This is a genomic window from Sphingomonas sp., from assembly GCF_017744835.1.
GTDB lineage: Bacteria > Pseudomonadota > Alphaproteobacteria > Sphingomonadales > Sphingomonadaceae > Sphingomonas.
The window spans coordinates 474,830-495,839 of record NZ_JAGIAM010000001.1; the positions used below are offsets into that span (position 1 = coordinate 474,830).

Here is a 21,010-nt window from a genome sequence, read left to right on the forward strand (position 1 = left end):
GATCTGTCCTCATCGAGCCAGGAGGACAGATCATGCGCAAGCCCAGAGACTATGACGCGGAACTGAAAGCGCTCGACGACAAGGCCAGGCGGCTCAAGGAACGCCGGGTCCAGCAGCTCGGCGATCTGGTGATCGCCTGTCGTGCCGACACGCTGCCGATGGAGCAATTGGCAGGCGCGCTGCTGAGCGCGGCCGAAACGGGCGACGCCGCGATCCGGGAGGCCTGGCGCAAGCGCGGCGCCGCCTTCTTTCAGCGGGCGGTCAGCGCTGGCGGCGGCGCTCGCCGCGACAGCCGCGGCGCTGCGGCGAGCGGCGGCGGAACGCCACCGCAGGCAGGCGAGGATCGCGCGTGACGATAAAAGGGCCTGGGTCGTGAAGCGCCGCGAAAGGACGCGGCAGCTGATCGAGCTTGGCGGCCTCGTCGTCAAAGCCGATCTGGTGGCGCTGACCGACGATGATCGCGCGGTCCTTTTTGGGCTTCTTCTCGAGGGAGCAGCGACGCTTCGAAGCGAGAAGCGAGATCAGGCGCTTGCCTTATGGGCGCGGCGAGGACGGCGCGCATTCAATGGAGAAATCACCGACAAGAACTTGCGTTGATTCCGGCGAAGCAATCGGACATGACTTTAGTGTGCGGTGGAATAGATCAGATGATCTTTACCGGCACGTCTCATCAATAAAGGGTCGTTCTATGCCGGACGAGAATTCGCTGAACGCTGTCGAACTTGCCACCGAACTCACGATCGCGTGGCTCGGCAACCAGAACAACCGCGTCGCGGCCGAAGACGTGCCGGCATTCCTTCGAACGATGCACGCGACCGTCACCGAACTCGCAGGTGGCGCCGGTGCTCCGGCACCGGCCGGTCAGGACGCGGCGGCGGACACCGAATTCACGCCGGCAGTATCCGTGCGCAAATCACTGGCCTCGAGGGATCACATCATCTCGATGATCGACGGCAAGCCCTACAAGACGCTGCGCCGACATCTCTCCACGCATGGCCTCACGCCGGAGGAATATCGCGTGCGCTACAATCTGAAGCCCGATTATCCGATGGTCGCACCCAGCTATTCGGAAGCGCGCCGCGCGATGGCGCACAAGATCGGACTTGGCGCCAAAGGTCGCGGGGCACGGGTGGCGACTGCCAACGCGGCGCCGAAGCCGAAGGCTTCACGGCGCAAGACCACTCCGGCAAACTGACGACGAGCGCGCCGCGCATCCGCGCGGCGCGCACTATTTTTCGGCTGCGGCCTTCAGTTCCGCGAGCCGTTCGGCACAGACCGCGGCCACGATATCGCGAAGTCTCGCCACCGATGCTGCAAGCGCGTCGAGATCCTCGGCGGTGATCGCGTAGCTCGCGGAATAGCGGGCCTCGACATAGGCGCGCTTCAGGCGCTCGAAGCGTGCGCGATCCGCCTTGGTTTCGCGCGGCCATGCGTCCACCAGCCTGGGCTCCTTGTCCTCGGCCAGCGAGCGCAGGAACTTGATGTTGTGTGAGCGCGGGAAATAGAGCGTCCGCACGAGCAGGAAGCAGATGTAGAGGCGTTCGGCGGCTTGGTGCAGCAAGAACGCCGCCTCCTTGCTCCACCCTCGCTCAATATTTTCCTGCGCGTTCACGAAGAAGCGGTTCGCGCTCTCCAGCCATTCCCCGAAATATTCAGAAGCCATCCGGTGTGCGTCGGCAGCGGTGAGCGGCTTGGGTGTCGCAAGCGGATGGCAAGGAAGCTCGTAGAGCAGGACACCGTCGCGCGCGATGTCGGTCCAGAAATACTCGCCGCGAACGAGGCCGCGGTTCACCTCGTCGAGCGAATGGACGATGATGTTGACTGGCCGGCCGATCGCGGCGTCGCGCGCGATCCGATCCTCGGCGATGTACCAATAGCCGGCGATGTCGGTCAGGTCCTCGTGGCTGACGACGATCAGCAGGTCGAAGTCGGACTGATAGCCGTTCGCCGGCTCATCGACCCAATCGCCCCGGGCATAGGAGCCGAACAGGACGATCTTGAGCACCTTCCCGCCCCTGCGGTGCGGCTTGGTCGCGGTCGAAATCGCCTTGTCGAATTCCTCGAGAAGAATGTCGCGCACGCGCTCGAGTTCGCGCTGTTGCCGCTCCGGCAGATGGTCGGTTTCGGTGCGCATCCGGAAATGATCCTATCCGAGCATCGGGGCAAAGGACAACCGCGTGGGGACTGCCCCACGCGGTCGCCAGTCACCAGAAGCGCCACCAGGGTCGCGGCGGCGCATCCATCACGCGGAATATGCTGCCGAGCGCCTTGACGAGCAGGGCCTCCACTTCGGCGACCTCGAGTCCCATGCGCTCGGCGATTTCCTCATTCTTGAGGTCCTCAAAGCGTGCTGCCTCGAAGACCATTCGCTGCGCGTGCGGCAGCCTGGCAATGGCGCGCCTGATGCGCCGCAGTTCAGGGTCGCACCTCATGCCGCTGCCTCCTCGCCGGACACGAACGCCAGCAGATAGTCGGCCGCCTTGCTGGCAGCACTTGCGGCGCGGAAGATTGCCTTTTCATCACCGCGCAGCACCGCCAGTCAGCTGGCGATATAGTCGGCATGCCGCACCGTCGGGCGGATCGAGAGCGAGGCGCAGGTGAAGGCGCTCGCCATTTCGGCAACCAGCTCCTCGCGGGCATAGCTGGCGCTGCCGAATGCCCCGGACTGATCGCGGCCCAGCCGCGACGTGTGCCCGGTCCAGTGCCCCAGCTCGTGCAGCGCGGTGCGGTACCAGTTGATCCGCGAACGAAATGCCAGCTGCGGCGGCACGGCGACATAATCGCCGCTCGGGCTGTAATAGGCCTCGCCCCCGCCGATCCGGAAGTCGGCTCCGCTCGCCTCGATCAGCGCATGCGCCGCCGGCACCCGGTCAGCATCGTCGATCAGCTCCGCGCCAGGCTCCGGCATGAGCCGCTCGGGCAGCCCCTCGCACTGGTCGATGTTGAACACGGTGAAGCGCTTGAGAAAGGCGAGCTGGCGCGCCTCGCGGTCCTCGTCGCGCGCGCGCTCGGCTTCGTCCCTCGGCGTGAAGCGATCCGCATAGCAGATGGTGGTCCCCCGCTCGCCCCTGCGGACATTGCCGCCCGCCGCCTGTGCCTGTCGATAGGTCAGCCAGCGCTGGGTCGGATAGCCGCCCTCGATAACGGCCGCCCACAGGATCAGCACGTTGATCCCCGAATAACGCCGCCCGGTCACGGCGTTCGCCGGCATGGCGCAATCGCACATGGCTGCATCCCAAGGCTGCACCCAAGGCAGCCGCCCCTCTTCCAGCTCGGCAATCACCCGGGCGGTCACCTCGGCATAGAGGCTCTGACGGTTCTCGGTCCTCGCGGTCATCTCCTTCACTCCTTCCAAACCACCGCAACCGGCGCCGGAATGGCGGGGTGGGCGGCAGGAGCGGACCGGCAGTCCCGCCGGCAGAGGCGGGCCGCACCCGGAGGGCCGCAACGAAGAGGAGGAGCTGCGCGCAGCGCAGCTTGCGGCACGCCGCGGCGGGACTAGAGGGCAGCGACGCCCACCCCGCCAGATCGAGTGCCGGAGGCAAACGCCGCCGCGCACAAGCGCGGCGACCGCAGCGACCAGCGCGAAAGCGCTCGGGCTCCGCCAGGAGCCGCATCAAAGGCAGCACCCTCGAATCCGCCGGACCCAAGCGGCGGCGTGCGCGCGGGCCGGGGAGCCAGCCGCCGCCGCGCCCTCCGGCCGGATCGAGCGTGCCACGCGGGAAGCAAAGGCGCCGCGGCCTCTGGCGACTGCGGAGCAGTCCGTCAGTGTACGCGCAATAGATGTCGCGTTCCGCTGCCGGCCAGGCGACCTCGCGTCATGCGACCGTCACGCGCATGGGTCCGAGAAGTGCGCGACTCGGCGACGCGGTTAGCCCCGCAGAGCGCGATCACGCCGCGAGCGTGAGACGCCCTGACACTTCCAGATCGGCTGTCAGCATCATGCCCGCGGGTACGCTTGTGCCGTCAATGGCCGCAGGCGCCCGCAGTGGCCCCAAGCAGGCCCTTCCATCAGGAGGCCATCACGCGCAGCTTTATCCAGGGAGCGCCGCAAAACTGCACTGGATGCAATGCCATGCCAATCGAGACCAATGCCCCCGAACGGATCCTCCGCCTGAAGGCGGTACTCGAACGCACCGGCCTTAGTCGATCAACCATGTACCGGAAAATGGACAACGGCACCTTCCCGAGAAACGTCAAGATCAGCACGCGCTGCGCAGGATGGCGCGAGTCCGACGTGGTGGCCTGGCTGCGCAATCCGATGTTCTATTCGGCCGAGACTGGCTTCCACGCTCGATCGATCGATTGAGAATCGAGCGGTCAAGCAGTTGGGCTTACCCGCACCCCCAGAAATTAAACCTGGCAGTGGCTGGTGCGATCATTGAGCCTCCTAGAGAGCAGGCGTTGACGCCTTAGACATGGCCTTCCGGTCCGCACGGCCCACTCGACGCGGCCGGCACGTAGGTCGACGCTGGTCGTGATGGAACGCGTCGCGCAGGCGTGCGCTCGGTTTGGACATTCTATTTAATTCGTCCCGGTTCCGCCTCGCTCACCCGAGCACGCCGCCGAAATGCCAAGTGTACCGACAGCAACACGGCAACAGGGGCAAGCGGCCAGCTCGCGACCAGGAAAATTCCCGACAGATGAGCCGCATGGAGCAACGGACCCAGGTCGATTGCACCCAGCAGACACTGGCGCACATGGTTATCGTCGATGCGGGAGTAGGTTCCATGTTCTGTGACATAACAGCCCAGTTCCCCTGCGATCCCGCCGGCGGCGAGGCTGGCCACGAGCGGACCGAAGCCTGCGACCCACGCGAGCGCCGCGGCAATCCCCACGAACCGTCCCTGCCGTTCAGTGCATTGCGGGGGCTTATGACGAAGACGCCAAGTCCACCATGCCACCGCGATCAGCCAAGCGAGCGCGACGAGCTGCGTAATCAACCAGCTGGGGGTAAGTGCGGACGCGAGCTCCAGGCTCATGCCTGCCAGGGCGATGGGCCAGCCCTGGTCAGGCACGCAGGAGGCAGGACCGTTCGGGCAATCCGTTACCGGAAAGGCACGGCGCAAGACCAAGGTTGCTACGAAAGGAACCACACACAAGACAAGCCAGGCAAGCGTTGCCGTGACCACCAAGCGATCCTCAAGACGGGTCTTTCTGGTCATCGGCCGGCACCCATCGGCTCTCGGCAGGATTCATCTAGCGCCGGCGTGAGCGCGGCCCGCCGGCGCATCTGGGCAAGCCGGTCCAAAACGGCGGCTCGGCGTATCAGCAATCAATCATGCCTGCGCTGCTTTCATCAACTCAGAGGCTTGTGCCTCATTGAGCCGGGCCGCTGCGAGCACGACTGATGTCTCAATCTGGCGCGCCGAGACGGGCCAGTAGGCCCGAAGCAGCGACGTTTTCATCGAACCGGGAACGATCCGGAACCCATGTCGCTGGTAGAAGCCGATGGCCCAAGTCGCCGCCGCCCAAGTGCCTACCAGCAGATGCCCGGCGGCGCGGGCGCGCAATGCGTTGGTCAGCGCGGCTCCGATACCCATCCCTTGGTAGACCGGCAGCACATAGGCATGGCGAATCAGATCGACGTCGCGAACCGACTGGATGCCCATGGTGCCTCCGAGCACTCCGTTTATTTCGCAAACCATGAATGTGGCGCCAGCCGCGATCTCAGCACGAAGCTGGTCCCGCCGTCATGTACGGCTCATGCCAGCAATCAGCGCGATTCCGCCGGAAGATCTGGGCCGCCCCGTTTATGGTGGCAAGCACTGCGCTCGCCGCGTCCTCGTGGCGTGGCCGGAGAACCAACCTTGAGCTGCCGGCGTTGGCGAGAGGAGGCGAGTTCACGTCCCGGGCCTCTCTCCGGTCGCGTTCCCCGGCGCTCGGCTGCGTACGTCGCGGAAACACGCACGCAGCTCCTCGACGAACAGGGCTGGCTGCTCGAGCGCGGCGAAATGCCCGCCCCGGTCCAGCTCGTTCCAATGGACAAGCTTCGGATAGACTTTCTCGGCCCAGCTGCGTGGCGTTCGAAATATCTCCCCGGGAAAGATGCTGACGCCGACCGGCAGGTCGACCACGCCAAGGTTCATGCCGTATTCCGCGTTCTCTCGATAGAATCTCGCTGCCGACGCCGCTGTGTTGGTCAGCCAATAGAGCGAGATGTCGTCGAGCATCTCATCGCGCGTGAGCGCCGTTTCAGGATCCCCGTCATTGTCGGTCCAGGACTGAAACTTCTCGTAGATCCATCCGGCCAGGCCCACGGGCGAATCCGCCAAGGAATAGCCAATCGTCTGCGGCCGCGTGGCCTGGATCCGGTATCCCCAGCCGTCAGTGGTGAAGCGCTGCAGGGCGGCGACCGCCTCGCGCTCGCGCGCGTCCGGGCTGTTGGGGGCGAGGACTGCTGGAACCGCCACCGGCAGGTTAAGGTGGATCGCGTCCAGCCCTTGCGGCCGCTCCTGCGCCATGAGGGTGGTCACGATGGCACCCCAGTCGCCGCCTTGGGCAACCCAGCGGCGATAACCGAGGCTGTCCATTAACGTGATCCAGGCTTTCGCGACGCGCTTCGCATCCCAGCCCGGCGCGGTCGGCTTTCCCGAGAAACCATAACCTGGGAGCGAGGGCACCACGACGTGAAACGCATCCGCAGCGCGTCCTCCGTGCGCGACCGGATCCGCCAACGGGCCGATCACCTTGAGAAATTCGGCTACCGAACCCGGCCAGCCGTGAGTCAGCACAATCGGCAGGGCATCTGGATGGGGCGATCTCACGTGCAGGAAGTGGAAGTCCAGACCGTCGATCTCGGCCAGGAACTGGGGAAAGGCGTTGATCCGCGCTTCGAACGCTCGCCAGTCGTACCCGTCGCGCCAATAGTCCACGAGACGACTCAATCGCTCCAGGGGCGGCCCTTCGGCCCAGCCTGCCTGGGTGGATGGTTCCGGCCAACGGGTCGCCGCAAGCCGGCGGCGAAGATCGTCCAAATCGCCCTGCGGAATTGCGACACGAAACGGACGGATCGAGGTGGTTGCCACCTGGGCCGAGACAGAAACCGCCCCGCTCGCGAGCATGCCGGTCATGAGCGCGCCGCCCGCAGCCAGCATCTCCCTGCGGGAAGTGGCGGCCCTCGCAAGGCCGGAGTTCGATGCGTCTGTCATGAAAACCTCCCGAGATGCCGTGCGTGTCAATGATCAATCCGCGGTCGCGGTGGCTTGGGGCGCGGCGGGAACGCGGCCGAGGACGAGCAAGGCGGCCAGAACACCGCAGCCCGCAGTGATCAGAAACGGGGCGCGGACACCGAGCATGTCCAGCGCCGAGCCGCCGGCGATCGCGCCAAGGGCGATTGAGAACTGCAGGACCCCCAAGAACAACCCCCCGACCGCCTCCATCTGGTCAGGGGCCGCGCGCCCCATCCAGGTCTGGATCAATACCGGCGCAGCACCGAAGGCCAGTCCCCACAGGGCGGCGAAAGCCATGGCGGGGAAGAATGCGGCCCCGACCAGGACCAAGCCGGTGGCGGATGCGCCCAGCAGGAAGCTCCCGCCCGTAAACCCGGCCTGCAGCCTGCGATCGGCGATAAGCCCGGCAAGGGCGGATCCGCCGATGTTGGCGATGCCGTAGACCAGCAGGATCGCCGCCACCGCACCGGGCCGCAGGCCGGCTCCGGTCTGCAGCCAAGGGCGAAGGAAGGTGAAGCCCGCGAAATGTCCGCCTACCACCAGTAGGCCCGCAACGAGGCCCAAGCGCACCGAGGGCCGTCTTACCAGGCCAACAAGCGCTCCGGGGCTCGTGGCAGCAGCGGCCGGCACCCGCGGGAGGCAGGCTCCCTGCAACGCTACGGCGGCCAAGCCAATGCCTGCGGCGCCCAGAAAGGCCGCGCGCCATCCCCAGGCATCGCTGGCGAGGGCACCGAGAGGCGGCGCCACGACCGTGGCGAGGGAAATGCCCACGAAGACGACACCCATTCCGCTGCCGAAGCTTTCCATCGCAACCAGGCGGGCGATGGTAGCTCCCGCGAGTGCGAAGAAGCCCCCGATCGCTAGCCCCAAGATCACGCGCGCGCCCAGCAAGCCCCAGAACCCCGAGGACAGGACAGCAAGGAGGTTGGATGCAACGACCAGCCCGGTCACGGCCAGCATCACATATTTGCGGTCCGTACGGCCAATGATCAAAGTGATGCTCGGCGCGGCCAAGCCCGCGAATAGGGCGGTCATGGTTACCGTCTGACCCGCCACCCCTTCGCTGACTCCCAAGTCTCGCGCTAACGGTGGGAGCACGCCCATCGGCAACAATTCGCTGCTGACGACTGCGAAGCTGCCCAAGGCAAGCGAGGCCAGGGCGAGCCAAGTGGCGATCGGCCAAGTCGCGCGATCGTCACGGGATCCGGTCATGCAAAACTCCATGCAGCTGGGACCGGCCCGAAATTCCGGCTCGAAATCCCCATTCGCGACCAGCCTGCGCGAAGACGCAGTGCAAGCGGGAGTGACAAATGTGGCGGGTTTAGCTTGGCCACCCGGGTGGAAGGGAAACGCGGCATCCACATGGCACCGGGCCGAATTGCTCGAAGGGCTCACAAGGCAGCAGGCTTTCACCTCGATGTTCTAGGCAGTGGGCGGAAATGGCCGCTGTGGGACAGGTGGCGGGCGTACCGGAGACCGCCAGCGGGATCGACCGGGGTGGTCCGGGCTGGTCTTGCCGTTCGATGGGGCCTATTGGCTTTGCGTTCTTCACCGTCGCAGGGGGCTCGATGAGGGCAAGACGCTGGTACAAGGCCATCCTCGTGGCTTGGTTGTTCACCGGCTTGCCGGTTCTAGCGGTCGTCGCCGCGCATGTGTGGGCCGGTGGAGGCCTGCGGCCGAATTTGTTTCACCCCTTCGAACCCGTGCCGTGGGAATTCGCGTGGGCGCTCATGGCTTTGCCGGTCATCCTCGCCCCGTTCGGGCTACACCGGAACGCGCCTTCTCCCTAGGCAAGCGCTCCGCCGGCAGCGGCAGCCTGATCCCCAGACTCCCTCCAGGGAGCGGCGAATTCCTGCCACTCTGGCGAGCGGGGGCTTCCATATCCGAACCTTTTCCCCGTCTTCGGCCGTCAATGGTTGCGGATGCGAAAGCGAGAAGAGGAAGCAACCATCATGAAACTGGAAAATCAAAGGGCGGTCGTCACCGGCGGGAGCCGCGGCCTCGGGCTGGGGGCAGTCGAAGCACTGGTCGATCGTGGCGTCAAGGTGACGGTCGTTGCGCGGACGGCCGGCGACCTGGAAGCGGTGGGCGGCCGGCTCGGCGTTGCAACGATTGCTGCCGATGTCACGGACCGCGAGGCGGCGGCGAAAATCCTGGCGGAGGCCAGGCCGACGATCCTATTGCTCAACGCAGGAGCCCCGCCGGCAATGGCCCCGCTCGACGAGCATAGCTGGGAATCGTTCAGCAACACCTGGGAGACCGACGTAAAGGCGGGCCTCCACTGGCTCCAGGCAGCGATTTCAACGCCCCTCGAAGCCGGAAGCAGGGTGCTCGTCGGATCCAGCGGCGCGGCGGTCAACGGCTCGCCCATGTCCGGCGGCTACGCCGGCGCCAAGCGCATGCTGTGGATCATGGCCAATTATGCCGAGCGACTATCGGCCGAAAGGAACCTGGGCATTCGCTTCCAGACCGTGGTGCCGCGGCAGATGATCGCCGGCACGGGAGTCGGCGACGCGGCGTCCTCTGCATACTGTGCCAAGCTCGGGACATCCCTCGACAAGTACATGGAACGGTTCGGCGCGCCGATGCCGCCGCGCCAGTTCGGCGAGTACATCATCTCGGTCCTTACCCGACCTGAATTCGAGACACCCCGGGCCTTCAATCTCAAGGGAGATGACGGCGTAACGATCCTGGAGGATGCCGCCGCCTGATCGAGCGGAGCGTCACACAGGCGGCAGGCGCGCCACCAAGGGCCCATGCCGTGCTGGAAAGGCCAGCGTGTCGGCGGCACATGCAATGATCCTTCGCTTTGAGGTCGCGGGTCCGAGGCCGGGCGTCCAGCATGGGAGCCGCCGACTGTGGCGCCAATGATCGGGACGAAACTCGCCCGGCAGCGATACGGGACCGGGAGCGCCGAGAATATCCTTCCTGCCTGAGCCGCGTCGATCGATCCTCTCGTTCGCGCGGCTTCCGGCACGCGCCCCGAAGCCCGGGCGAACACCAGCCGCCCGCTCTACGACCTGCAGTCTGTCGCGCTCGAGAGGGCCCGCGTGCGCATGATATTGCATAAGCCCGCGTCGATGCCGACAGTACGCTGCGGCCCAGCGTATCCTGGCCGAGGATTCATTCGTCGCTGTTGCAGGCGGACGGTTCTCCCGGACAACCCGCGAGAGCGCCGACGCCGCCATCGCTCTGTCTGAAGGACTTTCAATGTCGGCTGCCCCATCGAACGTCGGCCCTCGCGAGGGGAGCGCGATCGACGATCGCTACCGCGCCTTCCTGGAGACCGTTTCGCACCTTCGCTCGCGGCTGCACCGCTACTGCAGTCGAATGACCGGCTCGCCGCTGGACGGGGAAGACATAATGCAGGAGGCGCTGCTCGAAGCCTATCGCAAGCTCGACGATCTCGATAAGCCGTCGGCGCTTGGGTCCTGGCTGTTTCGCATCGCGCATAACCGGGCGATCGACTTCCTCCGGCGCCGGGAATTACGGCCAGCGGTCGAGGCCGCCTTCGCTGACGACGAGTTGGTCGATTTCACCACCACCGGAGATCCGGGCGTCGCGCATGCCATCGAACGGCTCGTCCTGCGTCTTCCACCCAAGGAGCGTGCATGCGTGCTGCTGAAGGATGTCTTTGACTATCCCCTGGCCGAAATCGCCGAGCTTACTGAGACAACCATCGGCGGCGTCAAGGCAGCGCTCTTTCGCGCGCGAACGAAACTGGCGGCACTGCCCGAGGATGCCGGCTCGGTACCGGCGATGCGGACCGATCCGCAGCGCGCCGAGCTCTTGCGTCTTTATGTCGAGCGCTTCAACCAGCGCGACTGGGACGGCGTGCGCGACCTTGTCAGCGCCGATGCCCGCTTGCAGGTATATGAGCGCTTCGAGGGCCTCATGCGTGAGTCACCCTATTTCCTACGTAATGAGCAGTGGCTGCCGTGGCTCGCCATGGTCGCTACGATTGGAAGCGAAGATGTCGTGGTGATCCTGCGGGAAACAGAGGGCCGAATGCTACCCGGCGCCGTCGTCCGGATCGAAACGTCGGGGGACAGGATCGTCGGCGTCCGCGATTACCGTCACTGCCCCTGGGTAAATCGAGGCATTGTCCGGCTGTTTGAGAACCGGTCGCTTCCGTGGACGGTGTGATTCGCGCAGAAGCGCGCCCGGTTCAATCGACGAGCAGTCTATCCTGGGCTGCCGTGTTTTCGCTGGGCCGGCCCGCGCGCCGAATATGGGACGGCGGCACGCCCAATTCGCGGCGCATCCATCGCGCCAGATGGGACTGATGGGCAAAGCCGACGGCGAAGGCGACCTCGCTTGTTGACATGTGCCCCTCGACCAGGAGCAGGCGCGCCCGCTCCACTCGGCGCCGCAACACGTAGCGATGCAGCGTCGTGCCGGTCGCGACTTTGAACCAGCTGCGCAGGTGCGAGTTGCTCGCCCCCGCCACGCGGCTCAGCGTCTCGGTCGTCAGCGGTCGGTCGAGATGGGCTTCGATGTAGTCGAGCAGGCGCTTCATCTGCGCACTGGACAAGCGTGAAGCGGCGGGTTGGGTTCCTTGCAGCCCAAGGAGGCGGGCAGCCAGAGCGATCCCGATGCTGTCGGCATAGAGCACATCGCCCGCAGCATAGGCCGCGCGGTTGCTCTCGAGCGCGCGGGCCAAGTGGTATATCCGCTCGTCCCGCAGCATGTGCCGCGCCTCGAAGCGGGCTAGGCTGCCCGTCTGGACGGCGACCCGGTCTAGCAACCCCGGTGCTAGGCTCACTTCGAGGCATTCGTACGGCGCAGACGCATCGAAACCCCCACCATGATTGGACGGAATGAAGTCGATGTGTCCTTCGGTGCGCAGGAAGCTCGATCCGGTATCCAGACAGAAGGAACGCGTGGAGGGACTGGTGTGAATGATGATCCGGTGGTGCTCGGCCGGTTCTAGCCGGCCTTTCCCCGGGCAAGCGCGGCGCGACGCGATACCGATCCCTGCGGGCGGCCAAGTCGCGCTGGTTTCGAACTGCATGGGCTGCCATCCTTCAGTCATGTGCGCCGTATCTGGCGACTTGCGCCCGGTCTTCAACGTGGCGCGGCTGGGGCGCGCTTCGTTCGCCTTCTCCACCGAAGGCTCGATGCCGGTCATCGGCCACAGCGCGTCAGCACGTAGACATGACGGACTGCGAGATCGAGCTCTCCGAACCGTTGCACGCTCGAGGCAGAGGCCCACGTGCACTGTCGTAGCGCCGTGTCAGCCAGCATGCCTGCCACCGCCGCGGCAATCGCGTCGGCATCGGATCCAGGTTCCAGGACAATGCCCAGGCTGAGACTTTGCACCCGCCGTGCGACCCCAGGGCTGTCGCGCCTGAAAGGCATGCACAGCACCGCTACGCCGGCACCCAGCGTGGCCGCCGTGCCGCGGCCTCCATGGCTGATCACCAGGTCGATTACCCCAGGTGCGCAAGCCCGGCTGAGCGCGACGGCCCCCGGCCGCGCAAGCCCCAGCTGCATCCTTGGAGAAATCTGCTCAAAACTTGGCGTTTCGTGCGCGACTTTCGGTCGCCCGCTTCTCACGTCGAGCGACCCAACACCGCACTTGAGGAGAAATTGCACATGGCTTCCCATATCGTCGTGGGCGCTGGCCCGGTCGGGCGCGCGACCGCGCGGCTCCTTGCCGATGCTGGTCACAGCGTCACGCTGACAAGCCGCAACGCCGGGACTCTCGACCTGCCCGGAATACGGACCGTATCGCTCGACGCGACCGAGGCCGCAGCCCTTGCCGGCATCGGCGAGGGCGTGGACACGATCTTCATGTGCGCGATGGCGGCCTATCACCGTTGGCCCACCGATTTCTTTCCCATCATGGACGGCACTGTCCAGGCGGCCGAAGCGGTGGGGGCGAAGATCGTCATCGCGGGCAACACGTATGGCTACGGCGAGCGCGCACCCCAAACGCTTGCCAGCGACACGCCGCTTGATCCCACCACCTTGAAGGGCACCGTGCGTGCGATCATGTGGGAGCGCGCTCGGCGGTCGAAGGCGCCAGCGATCGAAATCCGTGCCAGCGATTATCTCGGCGACGCACGGGTTACCTACCTCGCGCTCCTGGCGTTGCCCGCCCTTGCGACGGGAGCCGAGGTGGCCTTTGTCGGTTCGGTCGACCAAATCCACCCCTGGTCGTACATCGACGATGTCGCGCGAACGCTCATCGCTGCATCGCTCTACCAAGGCGAATGGGATCGCGCCTTCCTTGCACCGGTACAGCACGCCAGCGTGCGCGAGGTGCTCGGCAAGATTGCCGAGCACCGGGGACTCGAGGTGCCTGCCCTGCGAGTTGCTCCGGCAGCGGAACTGGAAGGGCTCGGCTGGCACGAGGCCGTCGAGCTCACGTACCAATGGGACCGACCCGCGCGCGTCGACACGTCGGAGACGGAAAGGCTCCTCGGCGTCCGCGCAAGCAGCCTCGACGAGATGGCTCGTGCAACGGCGCGCGGCGCGGCCTAGCCGCCCGTCGGTTTTGCGCCCTCCCGGTGGCAGACATGGGGGTCCTTCATGCGCGATGAGGGCCGGATCCAAGGTAGGGTCCGGGGCATCGCGCACCTCATCGAGCCAAAGATCCCCGCATAGAAGTGTGCCCGCCGGATCGCTCCGGCGGGCACGTGCGACCCTCAGGGGCACGTTATTCTTAAGGTCGGCGTCAAGCGCGCCGCCGTCGGCGCAGCCGCCTTCGATGCTGTATGCCGGGCCAGCCCGCCTGGCCGGACACAGGACTATGGACGGGCCTCCGGTGTCTCGCCGCTCAAACCGGCGGCATTTTGCCGAAGCGCGGCAGCGCCGGATCGAGGTGATCCCAGGGCTGGCCGGCGTCGGTCCAGGTGACGAACTGCGGCTTGAACCGGATCGGGTCGTCGAGGCTTGTCGCGCTCGCGACGAAGACATCGGCATTGTCCGGAAAGAACAGGTAGACAGGCGCTCCGCACGCGCTGCAAAAGCCCCGGCTCTTGCGCGTGCCCAGGTCACCCGTCACGGTCCATGTCGCCGCCTCGCCGGTGAGCTTTACGTTCGCGCCGACGAAAGTCAGGTGCGCGCCGTGCCCAGTGCCGCTGTCGCGCTGGCATTGCCGGCACTGGCAGTAGAGCATCGCGGCCGGTTCGCCGGAAACCTCGTAGCGGATGGCGCCGCATTTGCAGCCGCCGGTGTAGGGCTCACTCATCGGCGGCAGCCTTGACGGCGACACCTACCATCTTGCCGACGACATTATTCCAGCCTTCCGCCAGCTTGCGATAGGTGCTCTCGTTTCGCGGCAGCACGAAGCCGGCATGGACCAGGCGCACGCGCGTCCCGCCATCGACGGGCTGCAGGACCCAGGTCACGACAGTATCGAGCAGCGAGCCGTAGCCGACGTTTCCGGCGTCGCCCCCCTTCCACGAGTAGACGAGGCGTTCGTGCGGCTGCACTTCGAGCACTTCGCATTCGATCGTGCCATCCCATTTGCCGGCCGCCGTCGTGCGATAGGTGAAATGCCTGCCGACTTCCGGCGCGAAGCCCGTCGGCTCCATCAGCCAGCGACCGATAAGCTCGCCGTCGGTGAGCGCCTTCCAGATGAATTCGGGCGCGTGCGGGAAGACCTCGTCGACCACGATATCGTGTGTGTCGGCGAGCAACGCAGTGGCGTTCATGGATCGATTTCCTTAAGCAAGATGTGCAGATCAGCCAGACGTTCGCGCCAGAAGACGCCGTAATGGCTCATCCAGTCGAACAGCGGCGCCAGCCCCTTGGGTTCGGCGCGATAGAACACGTTTCGTCCCTGCGGCCGCTCCAAGACCAGTCCAGCTCGCTTCAGCGATCGCAGGTGCTGCGAAATGGCTCCCTGCGTGACACCGCTTCCGCGCGTCAATTCTACGACGGTGATCTCGTCCGCCTGCGCCACGCGCTCGAACACCGCGCGCCGCGTAGGATCTGAAAGTGCGCGCATGACCAAGTTGATAGAGGCATTTTCGAGCATGGCAAATCATTAGCTGATGCTAATCAAATAGTCAATGCTAATTATTTGCAGTGGACACTTGGGACACACGGCGCACTGTCCTGATCGTCCCGCTGCCGCCGCCGCCACAAAAGAAGCGTTCGCCGCCATCCGACTCCAGGCCCGATACACCTGCTCCGGCGGGCATCGTGAGACTCTCCAGGACCTCGCCGGACCGGGGGTCGATGCGCCTTATGTCGCTCTCGTCGCCTTCCCACGTTCCATGCCAGAGCTCGCCCTCCACCCAGGTGACGCCGGTGACGAAACGATCGGATTCGATCGTGCGAAGAATGTCCCCGTTTCCCGGGTCGACCTGATAGATCTTGCGGTCCCGGTACTGCCCGACCCACAAAGCTCCTTCCGCCCATGCCAGTCCGGAATCGCCTCCCTTGCCGGGTGCCGGGATCGTCGCCAGGAGGGTGCCCGTCTGGGGGTCGATCTTCTGGATGCGGTTTTCGGCGATCTGGAACAGATGCTCGCCATCGAAGGCGGTCCCGGCATCGCCGGTAACTTCGAGCGATCGCACGATTTCACCGCTCGAGGGATCGAGGGCATTCAACCTCTCGCCGGCCGCGAACCAAATCCGCTGCCCGTCATAGGAAACGCCGTGCACGGCATCGATCCCGTCGAAGGGACCATAGACCCGATCAATCTTGGCCTGCGACTGCTTCATGCTTCCTCCGATGCTGCAGGCTGTTCCTAGCCGAAGGGAAGGCCGCCTGGGAGCAACAAGGTTGTCGCGAATCCCAAGGGTGCCGGCGCGACCCAGCGCCGCGCCCTTCCGTTGCCGAAGTGCTGTATCCGGCCCTTGGCAGAAAGCGCCTCGAGCGAGCGCTGGATGCCGCGCTGGCTCTTCCCGAGCGCCAGAGCCAGGGCAGAGCTCGACCAGGCCTCTCCGTCGTTCAGCAACGCCAGGACGGCTTCATGGCCTTCCTCTACCGGCGGCGCCATTACTGCGACGCCCGCCGTGTCGACAGGCACGAGCGCAAACCCGTTCCGCGTCGCTACGACGGTCGCGACTGCGGCAATGGCCTTGCGCAGCCGTGCCATCTCGACGCGCAGCCGCGCGCGGTGCGATTCGTCCGCACTCCTGGCCCGGAAGGCTTGGCGGACCAGATCGTCACGCGAGACGTCGCCCGGCCATGCCTGGGCAAGGGCACGCGCGAGCGACAGCAGGACGGGCCGTCTCGCCAGCGAAATGCGTATCTGGTGTTTGCGCACCGCATGTCGACAGGCATCGACTACCAGCGCGCCGGTCGCCATCAGCGCCTCGGCGTCCTCCAGGCGGATCGAACGCTGCGCGTCCGGCGCGACCAGCCGGGCCACCGGCGCATTGAGGGTCTCGAAGGCTCGCGATACTTCGGCGTTGAGCGCCGGGATGCCGGCAAGCTGCGCGGCCTCTCGTGCCCGCTCCAGCGCAGCGCGCGCAGCTCCCGCCTCGATCTTGCGCATGGCGATTTCCGCCACCACGAGCTCGTGCATCGCGCGCCATGCCGGAGGCAACAATTTGAGGTCGAGCTCGGCAAGCCCCTGCTTCGCACGGTGGAGATCGCCCACCAGCACCTGCCTTCGAATTTCCAGGTGCCGTGCATGGGCGGCGTTCAGCGCATCGCCATGGACCTCGAGCGTCACCCGCGCCGCCGAGAGCGACTTCGCAGGCGAGCGCAGGTCCCGCGAAACGAGCGCGATCTCCGCTTCGGCGACCACGCATCGCGCCCGCGACACCGCTTCCCTGGCGCCGAAGCCACGCGCAGCCCGCTTGAGCAGCACCTTTGCCCGGTCGAACTCGCCCAGTTGCGCCATGGCGATGCCTCGTAGCGCGAGCGCCGGCGGATCGTCTCGGAGCGCGACGCGGTTCATGGCGCCGAGGATATCGCCCGTTGCAAGCGCTCGCGCCGCGGCAGTGATCAGCGAGTCCATCCAAATCGCGCCACGCTTGCCACACTCCTCGTATCCCGACCGTTCTTATGCGCCTGCTCGCCTCAGGGTCAAAAAGGCTGTCGCCCCACCCGGCTCAACGCACGCTCAAGGCTGAACCACGTCCCGCTGGCCCCGGGAAGCCGGGTTCAGGGCAGGACGAGCCGCCTGCAGGAGGATATCCATGGCCGCCCCGACGCATGCGGGCCGCCGATCGCGCGCGTAAAGCCCATACTGGACGGTGATCGGCTCCGGCGCTTCCGACGGCGCGGCCGTTCGCGACAAGCCTGGCCGGATGTAGCTCTGCGGCAGCAACCCCATGCCGAGACCGCCTTCCACTGCCGCCTGGAGCGCGGAAATGCTCTGACTGGCGAACACGATGCGATGGGCGCGTGCCGTTGCTGCAAGCGCCGCCATCATCCGGTCGCGCCACAGGCAGGGCGCCGCATAGGCAACTAGGTCAAGCGGACTTGCAGCATCGACCGAGTAGTCAAGTGCACAGGCCCACAGCAGATCGATGGTCCAGGCGGTACGCGCCTCGTCGCGGACCACTGACGCAGGGGCAAGCATGATGTCGAACTGCCCCGCATTCCAGGCTTGACCCAACGCAATGCTGTTCGTGACCATCACGTCCAGCTGGACGCCAGGGTGCGCCCGGTGCAGCCGTCCGAGCGCCGCCGGAAGCGCCGTGCCGGCGACTTCTTCGGCGAGCCCGATGCGCACACTGCCGGTGATGTCGGGCCGGCTGAGGCGCGCCTGCGCCTCGTCGCCCAGCGCGAGCATGCGCGCGACATAGCCGAGGAAGACTTCTCCTTCCGCCGTGGGCACGACACCTCGCCCGGTACGGCGGAAGAGCCGATGGCCGACCAGTTCCTCTAGCCGCCGTATCTGCATGCTGACCGCGGACTGGCTCCGGCCGGTCTGCTGCGCGACTTTGCTCAAGCTGCCCTGTCGGCACGCGGCGGCATAAAGCCGAAGCAGGTCGAGGCCGATCTGGTCCGATATCAACATGATGCAAACTCTGATGCTAAGGATATCAGTCTACCCTGATATCAGGCGACATACTAGCTGGGCGGGCGACACAGCGTGAGGAGCGTCGCAACGTGAAAGCGATCCAGATAGACCGTTATGGCGGTCCCGAAGTGCTCGAAGTGAAAGACTTGCTCCTTGCGCCGCCCGGACCGGGAGAGGTCCGGGTTCGCAACCGGGCAATCGGCGTCAACTTCATCGACATCTATCATCGCACCGGCGCTTATCCCGTGGCCGGCCTGCCGTTCACGCCGGGCAAGGAAGGCGCCGGCGAGGTGGTCGCGCTCGGTCCCGGCGTCTCGGGCTTTGCGCCGGGCGATCGGGTGGCCTATGTCGAAGCGCCGGGCGCGTATGCAGAGGAGCACAACGTTCCGGCGCAAGTCCTGCTTCGCCTGCCCGATACGATCGATTACCAAACCGCCGCCGCGATGATGCTTAAAGGGCTGACCGCGCAATACCTGCTGCGCCGGACCTACCGCGTAGAGCCGGGGCAAACCGTTCTCGTGCATGCCGCGGCCGGCGGTGTCGGGCTCATTCTCGCGCAATGGGCCAAGCACCTTGGCGCGACGGTCATCGGCACGGTCGGCTCGCCGGACAAGGTCGCCACCGCGCGCGCGAACGGCTGCGACCATGTCGTCCTCTACCGCGAGGAGCCATTCCCCGCTCGGGTCATGGACCTCACTAGGGGGCAAGGCTGTCACGTCGTCTACGACGGCATTGGCCAAGCGACCTTTCCTGGCTCGCTCGACTGCCTGCGTCCCTTCGGCTCGTTCGTGAGTTTCGGCTCCGCGTCGGGCCCGATCGCGCCGTTTGACATCGCATTGCTGGCCGCAAAGGGTTCGCTCTTTGCGACCTTTCCCCTGCTGCCGACCCATATCGCCGACCGCGACACCTACCTGGGCATGGCACGCGAGCTGTTCGGCGCGGTCGAGGCGGGGGCGGTAGAGATCACCGTGCACGACCGTCTCGCATTGTCGGAGGCGGCTGAAGCGCATCGGCGGATGGAAGCTCGTGAGACGATGGGCGCGACAATCCTGCTCCCCTGACACCGCTGCCGCGCCTCGGGCCTGCCGCTTCCTGTCGCTCGGTAATGCTTCGCCGCGCGATCAGGTGCGTCGATCGGCGAACAAGAGCGCACCGGCGAGGGTGATCATTGCAACGCCACTCGTCCGATTGACGCGCCGGGCCATCGTTCGGTCCCGTACGCGTTGCTGCAGCCGCGAACCGACGAGGGCGTAAATAGTCACGGCAGCGACTTCCAGTGCGAGGAACATTGCTCCCAGGACGAAAAAGTCCTGCCAGTAGTCCTCCACGGATACAAACTGCGGCAGGAACGAGGTGAAGATGAGGATAGCCTTGGGATTGCCGGCGGCGACGAGAAACTCCCGCCGCGCGTATTGCGGCGCGGGCCGCGACGGCGCGCCCGCGTGCGGCCCAATGGCCTCTCCCTTGTACAACAGCAGCCTGGCGCCTAGCCAAAACAGATAGAGGGCACCGGTCCATTTGATGGCCGAGAATACAAGGTCGGAAGCGGCGAGCACAGCCCCGAGGCCGAGCGCCGCCACGCCAATCATCGCCGCAAACGCAACGATACGCCCTGCCGAAGCGGCAATCGCGCGCCTCGCTCCATGATGCGCGGCAATCGTGATGGACATCAGGTTGTTGGGACCGAGCGCCAGGTTCAAGGCGAAGCAAGCCGGGACGAACACAAGGAGCGTTTCGATATTCATGTGCTTGCTCTCGCAGGCGGGGCCGCGCGAGCGCGTGACTCCGGCCAGTTTTCAGCGCGCATGCTACCGACGGGCGCTGCCGTTTTCGATCGATATCAGGGTACGATTTGCGCGTTGACCGCGCCGCAGGCGCGCTCCAACCGGGAGACGCTATGCCGCTTCGCGCGCGGCCTCGACCAGCGCGCGAGCTGCCCGGCTTTCGGCTGCTGCGTGCCAGCCACGGACACCGCCGTCGCGCTGCCTCACCCGCCGTCCTACCTGTCGATTCCAGCGATGGAGCCTATCCTGCCGGACAGGAAATCGATCAGCAGCCGCACCCTGTGGATGCGCGCGCGCTCGGGAACGATCAGTAGGCTCAGTGGGGTGGATGGGGGCGCGTAGGCCGGAAGGATCGCCTCCAGCGCGCCCGAGAGGATTGCATCCTCAACCAGCCACCGGTGTGCCGGGGCATAGCCGCGCCCGGCCAGCAGCGCCTCGCGCGCGGCAAGGCCATGGTCGACGTTGAGCCGCGCCTTGATGGCCACCCGGTGCAGCCCGCCCTCCGGGTCCCGCAGGACCAGCGTGTCGCTTCCGGACACGTTGGACATGCGGATGCACTCGTGTGTTGCCAGATCGTCAGGCACCGCCGGTCGGCCGCGCGCGTTCAGATAGGCCGGCGAGGCAACGAGCACGCGCCGGCTTTGACCCAGCGACCGTAGTCGCATCGAGCTGTCGGCGAACGGACCCAGGCGAATTGCCAGATCGACGCCCTCGCGCACGAGGTCCACCCGTTCGTCGGTCAGGCTCAGGTCGATGCCGACATTCGGGTGAAGGTCCTGGAATTCGAAAAGAAGGCGACTGAAATGCAGCACGCCGATCGCTGCCGAGCAGGAGAGGCGCACCGTCCCGAAGGCCGATCCGCTGCTGTTCGCCAGTTCTTCGCCCGCCATGTCAACCAATTGCAGGACCTGCAGGCTTCGGGCGTAAAACTGGCTCCCCTCCGGCGTGATCGTCACTCGCCGCGTAGTCCTGCTCAACAGGGATACGCCGAGCGCGTCCTCGAGCTCGCGCAACTGGCGGGTGATCGTCGATTGGCCGACCCCGAGTTCGCGCGCCACGGCAGAAAGACTTCCGCGTTCGGCCACCCGCACGAAGGTCCGCATGCGCTCCAGCGT

23 protein-coding genes and 1 pseudogene are annotated in these 21,010 nt (G+C 65.9%); 8 read left to right on the forward strand and 16 right to left on the reverse strand.

Annotation, left to right across the window (positions count from 1 at the left end):
- The first annotated feature begins 32 nt into the window (after positions 1–32).
- The 3 genes from J7500_RS02175 (at position 33) to J7500_RS02185 (ending at position 1,195) form a co-directional block, all read left to right on the forward strand.
- The gene (locus J7500_RS02175) at positions 33–353 is read left to right on the forward strand and encodes a conjugal transfer protein TraD (RefSeq protein WP_294059624.1); all 321 of its coding nucleotides are present in this window, start codon (positions 33–35) and stop codon (positions 351–353) included.
- A 19-nt stretch (positions 354–372) separates the two neighbouring features.
- Positions 373–597: a conjugal transfer protein TraD gene (locus tag J7500_RS02180; RefSeq protein ID WP_294059626.1), complete on the forward strand. Its 225-nt coding sequence runs from the start codon at positions 373–375 to the stop codon at positions 595–597.
- A 91-nt stretch (positions 598–688) separates the two neighbouring features.
- Positions 689–1,195, forward strand: coding sequence for a MucR family transcriptional regulator (locus J7500_RS02185; RefSeq protein ID WP_294059628.1), 507 nt, complete (start codon positions 689–691; stop codon positions 1,193–1,195).
- A 33-nt stretch (positions 1,196–1,228) separates the two neighbouring features.
- Here the strand turns inward: J7500_RS02185 and J7500_RS02190 are convergent, their stop codons facing one another.
- From J7500_RS02190 to J7500_RS02200, 3 genes and pseudogenes are all read right to left on the reverse strand, one after another.
- The gene (locus J7500_RS02190) at positions 1,229–2,134 is read right to left on the reverse strand and encodes a HEPN domain-containing protein (protein WP_294059631.1); all 906 of its coding nucleotides are present in this window, start codon (positions 2,132–2,134) and stop codon (positions 1,229–1,231) included.
- Between the two features lie 70 nt (positions 2,135–2,204).
- Complete coding sequence (locus tag J7500_RS02195; RefSeq protein ID WP_294059632.1) at positions 2,205–2,432, reverse strand: sigma factor-like helix-turn-helix DNA-binding protein; 228 nt, start codon at positions 2,430–2,432, stop codon at positions 2,205–2,207.
- Positions 2,429–3,337 (reverse strand): annotated as a pseudogene (locus tag J7500_RS02200) (ArdC family protein). Before J7500_RS02200 ends, J7500_RS02195 begins: the two are co-directional and overlap by 4 nt.
- Positions 3,338–4,081: 744 nt before the next feature.
- Between J7500_RS02200 and J7500_RS02205 the strand changes: the two are divergent.
- On the forward strand, positions 4,082–4,309 hold the full coding sequence (locus tag J7500_RS02205) for an AlpA family transcriptional regulator (RefSeq protein WP_294060659.1): 228 nt from the start codon (positions 4,082–4,084) through the stop codon (positions 4,307–4,309).
- 211 nt (positions 4,310–4,520) lie between these two features.
- On the opposite strand, the gene J7500_RS02210 is transcribed toward J7500_RS02205, so the two are convergent.
- The 4 genes from J7500_RS02210 to J7500_RS02225 all read right to left on the reverse strand — a co-directional run bounded on the left by J7500_RS02210 (position 4,521) and on the right by J7500_RS02225 (position 8,384).
- Positions 4,521–5,165 (reverse strand): hypothetical protein, encoded by a 645-nt coding sequence (locus J7500_RS02210; RefSeq protein WP_294059634.1) that lies wholly within the window; start codon positions 5,163–5,165, stop codon positions 4,521–4,523.
- A gap of 114 nt (positions 5,166–5,279) precedes the next feature.
- Positions 5,280–5,648 (reverse strand): GNAT family N-acetyltransferase, encoded by a 369-nt coding sequence (locus tag J7500_RS02215; protein ID WP_294059637.1) that lies wholly within the window; start codon positions 5,646–5,648, stop codon positions 5,280–5,282.
- Positions 5,649–5,843: 195 nt separating this feature from the next.
- Complete coding sequence (locus J7500_RS02220; protein ID WP_294059638.1) at positions 5,844–7,151, reverse strand: epoxide hydrolase family protein; 1,308 nt, start codon at positions 7,149–7,151, stop codon at positions 5,844–5,846.
- 33 nt (positions 7,152–7,184) lie between these two features.
- Positions 7,185–8,384, reverse strand: a complete 1,200-nt coding sequence (locus tag J7500_RS02225; protein WP_294059641.1) for an MFS transporter — start codon at positions 8,382–8,384, stop codon at positions 7,185–7,187.
- 710 nt (positions 8,385–9,094) lie between these two features.
- Between J7500_RS02225 and J7500_RS02230 the strand changes: the two genes are divergently transcribed.
- Both J7500_RS02230 and J7500_RS02235 read left to right on the forward strand, forming a co-directional pair.
- Positions 9,095–9,883 (forward strand): SDR family oxidoreductase, encoded by a 789-nt coding sequence (locus J7500_RS02230; protein WP_294059643.1) that lies wholly within the window; start codon positions 9,095–9,097, stop codon positions 9,881–9,883.
- A 499-nt stretch (positions 9,884–10,382) separates the two neighbouring features.
- A complete protein-coding gene (locus J7500_RS02235) occupies positions 10,383–11,318 on the forward strand; it encodes a sigma-70 family RNA polymerase sigma factor (RefSeq protein WP_294059645.1) in 936 nt (311 codons plus the stop codon).
- A gap of 22 nt (positions 11,319–11,340) precedes the next feature.
- Here the strand turns inward: J7500_RS02235 and J7500_RS02240 are convergent, their stop codons facing one another.
- On the reverse strand, positions 11,341–12,303 hold the full coding sequence (locus J7500_RS02240; protein ID WP_294059646.1) for an AraC family transcriptional regulator: 963 nt from the start codon (positions 12,301–12,303) through the stop codon (positions 11,341–11,343).
- 467 nt (positions 12,304–12,770) lie between these two features.
- On the opposite strand from J7500_RS02240, the gene J7500_RS02245 reads away from it, so the two are divergent.
- On the forward strand, positions 12,771–13,661 hold the full coding sequence (locus J7500_RS02245) for an NAD-dependent epimerase/dehydratase family protein (protein WP_294059648.1): 891 nt from the start codon (positions 12,771–12,773) through the stop codon (positions 13,659–13,661).
- A 295-nt stretch (positions 13,662–13,956) separates the two neighbouring features.
- Here the strand turns inward: J7500_RS02245 and J7500_RS02250 are convergent, their stop codons facing one another.
- The 6 genes from J7500_RS02250 to J7500_RS02275 form a co-directional block, all read right to left on the reverse strand.
- The gene (locus J7500_RS02250; RefSeq protein ID WP_294059649.1) at positions 13,957–14,370 is read right to left on the reverse strand and encodes a GFA family protein; all 414 of its coding nucleotides are present in this window, start codon (positions 14,368–14,370) and stop codon (positions 13,957–13,959) included.
- Entirely contained in the window at positions 14,363–14,836 is a 474-nt protein-coding gene (locus tag J7500_RS02255) for an SRPBCC domain-containing protein (RefSeq protein ID WP_294059651.1), read from the reverse strand. The genes J7500_RS02250 and J7500_RS02255 overlap by 8 nt, the downstream gene beginning before the upstream one ends.
- Positions 14,833–15,162 carry a helix-turn-helix transcriptional regulator gene (locus J7500_RS02260; protein WP_294059653.1) on the reverse strand — a complete coding sequence of 110 codons (330 nt, stop codon included), beginning with the start codon at positions 15,160–15,162 and terminating at the stop codon, positions 14,833–14,835. Before J7500_RS02260 ends, J7500_RS02255 begins: the two co-directional genes overlap by 4 nt.
- Positions 15,163–15,199: 37 nt before the next feature.
- A complete protein-coding gene (locus J7500_RS02265) occupies positions 15,200–15,853 on the reverse strand; it encodes a glutamine cyclotransferase (protein WP_294059654.1) in 654 nt (217 codons plus the stop codon).
- A gap of 26 nt (positions 15,854–15,879) precedes the next feature.
- On the reverse strand, positions 15,880–17,100 hold the full coding sequence (locus J7500_RS02270) for a helix-turn-helix domain-containing protein (RefSeq protein ID WP_294059656.1): 1,221 nt from the start codon (positions 17,098–17,100) through the stop codon (positions 15,880–15,882).
- 105 nt (positions 17,101–17,205) lie between these two features.
- Positions 17,206–18,108: a LysR substrate-binding domain-containing protein gene (locus J7500_RS02275; protein WP_294059658.1), complete on the reverse strand. Its 903-nt coding sequence runs from the start codon at positions 18,106–18,108 to the stop codon at positions 17,206–17,208.
- 92 nt (positions 18,109–18,200) lie between these two features.
- On the opposite strand from J7500_RS02275, the gene J7500_RS02280 reads away from it, so the two are divergent.
- Positions 18,201–19,172: a quinone oxidoreductase gene (locus tag J7500_RS02280; RefSeq protein WP_294059661.1), complete on the forward strand. Its 972-nt coding sequence runs from the start codon at positions 18,201–18,203 to the stop codon at positions 19,170–19,172.
- Positions 19,173–19,232: 60 nt separating this feature from the next.
- On the opposite strand, the gene J7500_RS02285 is transcribed toward J7500_RS02280, so the two are convergent.
- Positions 19,233–19,856, reverse strand: a complete 624-nt coding sequence (locus J7500_RS02285; protein WP_294059663.1) for a LysE family translocator — start codon at positions 19,854–19,856, stop codon at positions 19,233–19,235.
- 254 nt (positions 19,857–20,110) lie between these two features.
- Positions 20,111–20,998 (reverse strand): LysR family transcriptional regulator, encoded by an 888-nt coding sequence (locus J7500_RS02290; RefSeq protein WP_294059666.1) that lies wholly within the window; start codon positions 20,996–20,998, stop codon positions 20,111–20,113.
- Positions 20,999–21,010: the final 12 nt, after the last annotated feature.